Genomic DNA, 1,702 nt, shown 5'->3' on the forward strand with positions numbered 1-1,702 from the left:
CGCATAGATATCACTTCTTTAACTAGCGTAGTCACATATCTTCCATTTAAATCATTAATAATATCTACGCTATAATGAGCTCCTTCTAATTTCTCTTGAATTAAAATGGAATGTTCAAAATCCTGTTTACTCACTTCTGATAATATTGTACGAGCCAGTTTTCTCTTTAGAAAACGAAAAGCTAGTTCCAATTCATATTCATCATATACAACTTCGACACCTATAGATGCTGTTCCCCATCTAGGTTTTATTATTAACGGAAACCCTATTTGATTATTATTTAAAGCTTCTTGAACACTCTCTAAAGTAGAATAGGTTTTTGGAGTATTTAAATTGCATTGTTTTAACATGTTATTATATTTAAATTTATCACGACATAAATCTATTATTTCATATTGCGATACTACTGGAATAACACCCTTTTCTAAAAATCTTTCCCTTTGTTTCGCTAGTAAAGGTATCTCTATATCATTTAATGAAAAAACTATTTTTATCTCATAATCCTCACAGATTTTTAATAGTGCATCAAAATATGTTGGATTATCCACTCGTGGAACGATAAACGTTTTATCTGCTTCTTGAATGATTGGTGCATCAGTAGAAGCATCCGTACAATAAATTTTTCCTCCATAATCTTTTAAAGCCTTCCGAAAATATTTCACCAAATAATTTCGTCTACCCGCTGAAGTTAAAAGTATATTCACGAAAAATCCCTCCTAATCCATTTTTTCTGCACTACCTACAAATCTCTCCATAGTTATGTTACCGCTTTGATTTACATCATTAGGTTTTATTACCTTCCTAAACGTTAGCCATAATATTTTTATATCTAATCTAAAAGATTGATTTTCTACATACCATATATCCAATTTGAATTTCTCTTCCCAAGAAATTGCATTACGTCCGTTAATTTGAGCCCATCCTGTGATCCCCGGCTTCACATCATGCCGTTTTGCTTGTTCCTTTGTATATAAAGGTAAATATTCCATTAATAATGGTCTTGGACCAACTAAACTAATATCCCCTTTTAGTACATTAATTAATTGTGGGATTTCATCTAGACTTGTTTTTCTTAAAGCATTTCCAAAAGCAGTACATCTCTTTTCTTCTGGTAGCAATATTCCATCACTATCCGTTTCATTTGTCATTGTACGAAATTTATAAATATAAAATGATTTTCCTTTCAATCCAGGCCTTTGTTGTTTAAATATAATCGGAGTACCAAATTTAATGCTAACAAGAATACAAACTATTATAGTTATTGGTAACGTAATTAATAGTGCAATAGTAGCAATTACTATATCAAATAACTTTTTCATCATATAACCACCTTACATCTAATTTTTCACTCCAATTCCTTATAAACTTCTCCTAACTCTTCCAAAATTCTTTGTAATGAATATTCCTCAACTATTCTCTTATAACTATTAGCCCCAAATTTTTTTGCTAGCTCTTTATTCGTTAAGATTTCATAACACTTATTTGCTATTTGATCAGGAGCTCGAACATCTACTACAAAACCATTATAGCCATCTTGTATTAAATCACGATTACCTCTAATATTCGTTACTACAACAGGTACTTTCATCGTCATCATTTCCATCACAGATCTTGGTAGCCCCTCTCTCAAAGAAACTAGCAAACCTACATCTGTAATACTCAGTATTTTGTTTATATCCTTTCTATACCCTAAATATTGAAC

The 1,702-nt window shown here is 30.9% G+C and carries 3 protein-coding genes; all 3 read right to left on the reverse strand.

The features are described from left to right. Positions 1-704, reverse strand: a 704-nt coding sequence (locus tag AC1DTM_RS25315) for an ATP-grasp domain-containing protein (protein WP_477001170.1), incomplete at its 3' end; no start/stop codon positions are given. Positions 705-716: 12 nt separating this feature from the next. Beyond that, a complete protein-coding gene (locus AC1DTM_RS25320; protein WP_016105877.1) occupies positions 717-1,319 on the reverse strand; it encodes a sugar transferase in 603 nt (200 codons plus the stop codon). A 26-nt stretch (positions 1,320-1,345) separates the two neighbouring features. Next, positions 1,346-1,702, reverse strand: a 357-nt coding sequence (locus tag AC1DTM_RS25325; RefSeq protein WP_477001171.1) for a glycosyltransferase, incomplete at its 5' end; no start/stop codon positions are given.

This window comes from Bacillus sp. P4_D3 (assembly GCF_056401855.1).

Coding starts and splice junctions, on each gene's coding strand:
- AC1DTM_RS25320 (WP_016105877.1), bottom strand. CDS start 1,319: ATGAAAAAGTTATTTGATATAGTAATTGCTACTATTGCACTATTAATT.